The sequence below is a fragment of the Escherichia sp. WS1368 genome (assembly GCF_046487485.1).
GTDB classification, from domain to species: Bacteria; Pseudomonadota; Gammaproteobacteria; order Enterobacterales; family Enterobacteriaceae; genus Escherichia; species Escherichia coli.
In genome coordinates this window covers 1-4,441 of the sequence record NZ_JBJQJI010000037.1, presented here as the reverse complement: position 1 = coordinate 4,441, position 4,441 = coordinate 1, and the positions used below count along the sequence as shown (strand labels likewise).

Genomic DNA, 4,441 nt, shown 5'->3' with positions numbered 1-4,441 from the left:
TGGTCCCACCTGACCCCATGCCGAACTCAGAAGTGAAACGCCGTAGCGCCGATGGTAGTGTGGGGTCTCCCCATGCGAGAGTAGGGAACTGCCAGGCATCAAATTAAGCAGAAGGCCCAGTCGGAAGACTGGGCCTTTTTGCGTTTCTACAAACTCTCCCTGTCGTCATTACTACAAGCCATCCCCCCACGGATACGGTAAACTAGCCTCGTTTTTGCATCAGGAAAGCAGCTATGAACCACTCCTTAAAACCCTGGAACACATTTGGCATTGATCATAATGCTCAGCACATTGTATGTGCCGAAGACGAACAACAACTACTCAATGCCTGGCAGCATGCAACCGCAGAAGGGCAACCCGTTCTTATTCTGGGTGAAGGAAGTAATGTACTTTTTCTGAAAGACTATCGCGGCACGGTGATCATCAACCGGATCAAAGGTATCGAAATTCATGATGAACTTGATGCGTGGTATTTACATGTAGGAGCCGGAGAAAACTGGCATCGCCTGGTAAAATACACTTTGCAGGAAGGTATGCCAGGTCTGGAAAATCTGGCGTTAATTCCTGGTTGTGTCGGCTCATCACCTATCCAGAATATTGGTGCTTATGGCGTAGAATTACAGCGAGTTTGCGCTTATGTTGATTGTGTTGAACTGGCGACAGGCAAGCAAGTGCGCTTAACTGCCAAAGAGTGCCGTTTTGGCTATCGCGACAGTATTTTTAAACATGAATACCAGGACCGCTTCGCCATTGTAGCCGTAGGTCTGCGTCTGCCAAAAGAGTGGCAACCTGTACTAACGTATGGTGACTTAACTCGTCTGGATCCTACAACAGTAACGCCACAGCAAGTATTTGATGCGGTGTGTCATATGCGCACCACCAAACTTCCTGACCCAAAAGTGAATGGCAATGCCGGTAGTTTCTTCAAAAACCCTGTTGTATCTGCCGAAACGGCTAAAGCATTACTGTCACAATTTCCAACAGCACCAAATTACCCCCAGGCGGATGGTTCAGTAAAACTGGCAGCAGGTTGGCTTATCGATCAGTGCCAGCTAAAAGGGATGCAAATGGGTGGGGCTGCGGTGCACCGTCAACAGGCGTTAGTTCTCATTAATGAAGACAATGCAAAAAGCGAAGATGTGGTGCAACTGGCACACCATGTAAGACAAAAAGTGGGTGAAAAATTTAATGTCTGGCTTGAGCCTGAAGTCCGCTTTATTGGTGCATCAGGTGAAGTGAGCGCAGTGGAGACAATTTCATGAAGGATAACACCGTGCCACTGAAATTGATCGCCCTATTAGCGAACGGTGAATTTCACTCTGGCGAGCAGTTGGGTGAAACGCTGGGAATGAGCCGGGCGGCTATTAATAAACACATTCAGACACTGCGTGACTGGGGCGTTGATGTATTTACTGTTCCGGGTAAAGGATACAGCTTGCCCGAGCCAATCCAGTTACTTAATGCTGAACAGATATTGAGTCAGCTGGATGACGGCAGTGTAGCCGTGCTGCCAGTTATTGACTCCACGAATCAGTATCTCCTGGACCGCATCGGAGAGCTTAAATCTGGCGATGCCTGTGTTGCAGAATACCAGCAGGCTGGCCGTGGTCGCCGGGGGCGGAAATGGTTTTCGCCTTTTGGCGCAAACTTATATTTGTCGATGTTCTGGCGTCTGGAGCAAGGCCCGGCGGCGGCGATTGGTTTAAGTCTGGTTATCGGTATCGTGATGGCGGAAGTATTACGCAAGCTGGGTGCAGATAAAGTTCGTGTTAAATGGCCTAATGACCTCTATCTGCAGGATCGCAAGCTGGCAGGCATTCTTGTGGAGCTGACTGGCAAAACCGGCGATGCGGCGCAAATAGTCATTGGTGCAGGGATCAACATGGCAATGCGTCGTGTTGAAGAGAGTGTCGTTAATCAAGGGTGGATCACGCTGCAGGAAGCCGGGATCAATCTCGATCGTAATACGTTGGCGGCCATGCTCATACGTGAATTACGCGCGGCGCTGGAACTCTTCGAGCAAGAAGGATTGGCACCTTATCTTTCGCGCTGGGAAAAGCTGGATAATTTTATTAATCGCCCAGTGAAACTTATCATTGGTGATAAAGAAATATTTGGCATTTCACGCGGAATAGACAAACAGGGCGCTTTATTGCTTGAGCAGGATGGAATAATAAAACCCTGGATGGGCGGTGAAATATCCCTGCGTAGTGCGGAATAATAAGATAGGGGAGCATTAGCTCCCCTGAAAATTATTTGCGTAGCCTGACCTCTTCTACCGCATGATTAGCACTTTTCGTCAGGATTAAACTGGCGCGCTCGCGAGTAGGTAGAATATTTTGCTTTAAGTTCAGCCAGTTGATCTCTTTCCACAACGTCATGGCAGTATTAATCGCTTCTTCTTTAGTTAATTTCGCGTAGTTATGAAAATAGGAATCCGGGTCTGTAAAAGCCCCTTCGCGGAATTTCAGGAAACGGTTGATATACCACGTCTGAAGTAAGTCTTCCGGTGCATCAACATATATCGAAAAATCGACAAAATCAGAAACAAATACATGATGTGGATCGTGTGGATAATCCATCCCGCTCTGTAAGACATTTAACCCTTCAAGAATTAAAATATCAGGCTGAACAACCGTTTTATCTCCATCCGGGATCACATCATAAATAAGATGCGAGTAAACAGGTGCTGTAACGTTTGGCACGCCGGATTTGAGATCGGAAACAAACTTCACCAGGCGATGCATATCATACGATTCCGGGAAGCCTTTCTTCTTCATCAAACCACGTTCTTTCAGTACCTGATTAGGGTGAAGGAAGCCATCAGTCGTGATCAGTTCAACACGACGATGTTCCGGCCAACGGCTTAATAGCGCCTGCAATACACGGGCGGTTGTACTTTTCCCCACAGCGACACTACCAGCAATACTGATAATGTAAGGAATGCGTTGCCCGTTGGTACCAAGAAACTGTTCCAGAACTGCCTGACGGCGCAGATTCGAGCTTATATAGAAGTTCAGCAAACGTGACAGAGGTAAATAGATCTCGGCAACTTCTTCTAACGAGAGATCTTCATTAATACCTTTGAGACGGGCGATCTCATCTTCCGATAACGTCATAGGTACGGAATCACGCAGAGCTGCCCACTGGTTGCGGTCAAACTGTAGGTAAGGCGTCATTAACGTTTGCTCTTTTATACTCATAAGCATGTTTCTGGCGGTCATAGCTCTATCGGCAAAGCGATATTTGCCATGGCGCGTCACAGTTCTGTTGAATGGGTTAATGGGCAGGAGGGTAACACCAGATGGGGAGGAATAATAAGAAAAAATCTCTCCCAGGAAGCTATCGTTGAAAAGCACTGTGACAGATATTCCATCTGATAAAAAGAATTATGGTTTAGCAGGAGCGCATTGTTGAGCACAATGATGTTGAAAAAGTGTGCTAATCTGCCCTCCATTCGGCTGTTTCTTCATCGTGTCGCATAAAATGTGACCAATAAAACAAATTATGCAATTTTTTAGTTGCATGAACTCGCATGTCTCCATAGAATGCGCGCTACTTGATGCCGACTTAGCTCAGTAGGTAGAGCAACTGACTTGTAATCAGTAGGTCACCAGTTCGATTCCGGTAGTCGGCACCATCAAGTCCGGTGGGGTTCCCGAGCGGCCAAAGGGAGCAGACTGTAAATCTGCCGTCACAGACTTCGAAGGTTCGAATCCTTCCCCCACCACCAATTTCGGCCACGCGATGGCGTAGCCCGAGACGATAAGTTCGCTTACCGGCTCGAATAAAGAGAGCTTCTCTCGATATTCAGTGCAGAATGAAAATCAGGTAGCCGAGTTCCAGGATGCGGGCATCGTATAATGGCTATTACCTCAGCCTTCCAAGCTGATGATGCGGGTTCGATTCCCGCTGCCCGCTCCAAGATGTGCTGATATAGCTCAGTTGGTAGAGCGCACCCTTGGTAAGGGTGAGGTCGGCAGTTCGAATCTGCCTATCAGCACCACTTCTTTTCTCCTCCCTGTTTTTTCCTTCTGTTTATTGCATTCAACAAGTCGGGCATGTTGCCTGGTTGATGTGGTGATATCACCGATTTATCCGTGTCTTAGAGGGACAATCGATGTCTAAAGAAAAGTTTGAACGTACAAAACCGCACGTTAACGTCGGTACTATCGGCCACGTTGACCATGGTAAAACAACGCTGACCGCTGCAATCACTACCGTACTGGCTAAAACCTACGGCGGTGCTGCTCGCGCATTCGACCAGATCGATAACGCGCCGGAAGAAAAAGCTCGTGGTATCACCATCAACACTTCTCACGTTGAATACGACACCCCGACCCGTCACTACGCACACGTAGACTGCCCGGGGCACGCCGACTATGTTAAAAACATGATCACCGGTGCTGCTCAGATGGACGGCGCGATCCTGGTAGTTGCT

At 48.0% G+C, this 4,441-nt stretch carries 4 protein-coding genes, 4 tRNA genes and 1 rRNA gene; 8 read left to right on the top strand and 1 reads right to left on the bottom strand.

What is annotated here, in order from left to right:
* From rrf to birA, 3 genes are all read left to right on the top strand, one after another.
* Positions 1-97, top strand: a 5S ribosomal RNA gene (gene rrf / locus ACJHYD_RS24365); the annotation flags it as partial.
* A 136-nt stretch (positions 98-233) separates the two neighbouring features.
* Positions 234-1,262 carry a UDP-N-acetylmuramate dehydrogenase gene (gene murB, locus ACJHYD_RS24360; RefSeq protein ID WP_001550403.1) on the top strand — a complete coding sequence of 343 codons (1,029 nt, stop codon included), beginning with the start codon at positions 234-236 and terminating at the stop codon, positions 1,260-1,262.
* Complete coding sequence (gene birA / locus ACJHYD_RS24355; RefSeq protein WP_000654623.1) at positions 1,259-2,221, top strand: bifunctional biotin--[acetyl-CoA-carboxylase] ligase/biotin operon repressor BirA; 963 nt, start codon at positions 1,259-1,261, stop codon at positions 2,219-2,221. The genes murB and birA overlap by 4 nt, the downstream gene beginning before the upstream one ends.
* Before the next feature lie 31 nt (positions 2,222-2,252).
* Here birA and coaA read toward each other — a convergent pair whose 3' ends face one another.
* Positions 2,253-3,203 carry a type I pantothenate kinase gene (gene coaA, locus ACJHYD_RS24350; RefSeq protein ID WP_000023085.1) on the bottom strand — a complete coding sequence of 317 codons (951 nt, stop codon included), beginning with the start codon at positions 3,201-3,203 and terminating at the stop codon, positions 2,253-2,255.
* 361 nt (positions 3,204-3,564) lie between these two features.
* On the opposite strand from coaA, the gene ACJHYD_RS24345 reads away from it, so the two are divergent.
* The 5 genes from ACJHYD_RS24345 to ACJHYD_RS24325 all read left to right on the top strand — a co-directional run.
* Positions 3,565-3,640, top strand: a tRNA-Thr gene (locus ACJHYD_RS24345).
* A gap of 8 nt (positions 3,641-3,648) precedes the next feature.
* A tRNA-Tyr gene (locus ACJHYD_RS24340) sits at positions 3,649-3,733 on the top strand.
* A gap of 116 nt (positions 3,734-3,849) precedes the next feature.
* Positions 3,850-3,924: transfer RNA gene (locus tag ACJHYD_RS24335), tRNA-Gly, on the top strand.
* A gap of 6 nt (positions 3,925-3,930) precedes the next feature.
* A tRNA-Thr gene (locus ACJHYD_RS24330) sits at positions 3,931-4,006 on the top strand.
* A gap of 114 nt (positions 4,007-4,120) precedes the next feature.
* Positions 4,121-4,441, top strand: a 321-nt coding sequence (locus ACJHYD_RS24325) for a GTP-binding protein (RefSeq protein WP_000031694.1), incomplete at its 3' end; no start/stop codon positions are given.